The organism is Arthrobacter sp. 05L45_2 (assembly GCF_056397525.1).
In genome coordinates this window covers 1-2354 of the sequence record NZ_JBFTNO010000299.1, presented here as the reverse complement: position 1 = coordinate 2354, position 2354 = coordinate 1, and the positions used below count along the sequence as shown (strand labels likewise).

General features: G+C 63.5%; 2 protein-coding genes. Both read right to left on the bottom strand.

What is annotated here, in order from left to right; all coding sequences use genetic code 11:
* Window positions 1-59 precede the first annotated feature (59 nt).
* A complete protein-coding gene (locus tag AC1DHD_RS15690; RefSeq protein ID WP_476880599.1) occupies window positions 60-1013 on the bottom strand; it encodes a carbohydrate ABC transporter permease in 954 nt (317 codons plus the stop codon).
* A gap of 45 nt (window positions 1014-1058) precedes the next feature.
* Window positions 1059-2312, bottom strand: coding sequence for an ABC transporter substrate-binding protein (locus tag AC1DHD_RS15685; protein ID WP_476880600.1), 1254 nt, complete (start codon window positions 2310-2312; stop codon window positions 1059-1061).
* Between the last annotated feature and the right edge of the window lie 42 nt (window positions 2313-2354).

Below are 2354 nucleotides of genomic sequence, written 5' to 3'. Positions count from 1 at the left end.
GGCGCTGCGCCCGGCGATGGTGTTGCCCGCGGCCGGTGCATCGGTGGGCTGTGCGATGCTCATGCCTCTTTGTCCTTTCCGAAGGCCCTGGACAGGTAGAAGGTGATGGGAACCAGGGAGATGACAAGGAGGATGACGGCCAGCGCCGATCCGACGCCGATCACCTGACCCTCGCCGACCAGGTTTTGGATGACCAGGGCGCTGATGAGTTCCAGGCCGTTGGTGCCGCGGTTGATCACGTAAACAATGTCGAAAGCCCGGAGGGATTCGATCACGGTGATGACGATGATGATGACGTTGACCGGCCGCATGGCCGGGAAAATGACCCGGAAAAAGGTCTGGACGGCGTTGGCGCCGTCGATCTGCGCAGCTTCGCGGAGGGTGGGATCGACGCCCTTGAGGCCGGCCAAATAGAGGATCATGACGTAGCCCGCGTGCCGCCAGGTCGCGGCGATGAGGGCGGCCCAGATGTTCACGCTGGAATCGCCGAACCAGTCGACGGCCTGGGGTGTGCCCGCGGTGCCGAGCAGGAAGTTCAGCAGCCCGCTGTCGCGGTTGTAGAACAACTGCCAGATGACGCCGATGAGTGCCAGCGAAAGCATCACCGGGGTGAAGAAGATGCTCTGGTAGATCTTGCTGCCGCGGATGTTCTGGTCCAGCAGGATCGCCAGCAGCAGGCCCAGCGGCGTCGCGATCACAGCCAGGAACACCAGCCAGAGCACGTTGTGCTGCACGGCGGGCCAGAACGGCGGGTAGTTCTGGGCGATGAAGTCGTAGTTGCTCAGGCCCGCCGGCTTGATGTCGTCGAGGCTCAGGCCATTCCACCGGGTGAAGGACAGGGCAGCCGACAGCAGTGTTGGGATCCAGACCAGGACCAGTTGGATCAGGGTGGGCAGGCCCACCATAAAGGCCAGGACCCATTTATCGCGGCCTGAAAGCCGGCGGACCCGCCCCGTCGGGGCAGCGGCTTTGCRCCGCGCCCCGACGGGGCTCGTATCGGTTGGTGTACTCACGAGAACTTATTCCTTAGTGCCGGATGGTGGTGGCCCGAACGGCCACTACTGGGCGGCGTAGAGCGACTTGGCCTGGGCTTCCAGGTTCTTGACGTCCACGTTGCCGTCCTTGATGAAGGACTGCAGCGCCGGGATCATGACGTTGTTGGCCATGGCCGGAAGCGCGTCCCGGTCGAAGAACTGGCTGATGCTCTTGGCGTTGGAGATGACATCGGCCATCTTCTTGCTCAAGGGCGAGAACTTGGACGTATCGGCGCCCTTCGCGGCGGCGATGTTCGAGCTGTCGACGGAGGCGTAGACATTCTGCCCCTCCGGGGTGCCGAGGTAGGCCAGGAAATCCTTGGCSGACTGGTTCTGGCCGCCCTTCTTGGACAGCAGGAGYCCGTCGATGGGRGCYTCRACGGCGTCCCGGCCCTCCACCGCCASCTCGGGGAACGGGAAGAAGTCGATGTCTGCGGCGACGGTCTTGTCCGTGTACTGCTGGGTGAGGAAGGAGCCGAGGAGGTACATGCCCGACTTCTTCGAACCGAGGTTCTTGGCCGAGTCCTGCCAGGTCATGCCCAGGGCGTTGGGGTTCTGGAACGGGAGCAGCTGCTTCCAGGTGTCGAAGACGTCGCTGACCTTCTTCTGGTCCCASGATTCCTTGTGSGCSGTSAGGTCCATRTGGAACTGRTAGCCGTTCAGGCGCATGTTSAKGTARTCGAASGTGCCCATGGCSGGCCAGCCGTCCTTGTCGGCGAATTCGATCGGGAYSAGSCCGTCASCCTTCATCTTCTTGGCGAGGGCCACAAGCTGGTCGAACGTGGTGGGGACCTCGTAGCCCTTTTCCGTCCAGAGGCTCTTCCGGTAGAAGAAGCCCCACGGGTAGTTGTAGTTCGGGACGAAGTACATCTTGCCGTCGGCTCCGGTGGAGGCCTTCTTCATGGCGTCGGAGTAGTTGCCGCCGATCTTTTCCCAGACGTCGTCGATCGGCGCCAGCAGGCCCTTTCCGGCGTAGTACTGCATCCGGTAGCCGGCGAACCACGTGAAGGTGTCGTCCGGGCTGCCCTGAAGGTAGGTGTTGATTTTGTTCTGGAAGTCGTTGTGCGGCACCACGTTCGTGGTGACAGCGACGCCGGACTTCTTGGTGAAGGCATCGGTGACGGCCTTGTAGGCGGCCTTGGGCACCTCGTCCGATGAACCCGATCCGAACGTGACGGTCTTGCTGCCGCCGCTCGCTGCGGGGCCGCTGCCGCCTGTGCACGCGGCCAGGAAGGGTACCCCGGCCATGGCGATGGCGCCGGCGCCGAATGTCTTCAGCAGCGTCCGCCGGTCCCACCCGCCCTGGGCGGAGGCTTGGCG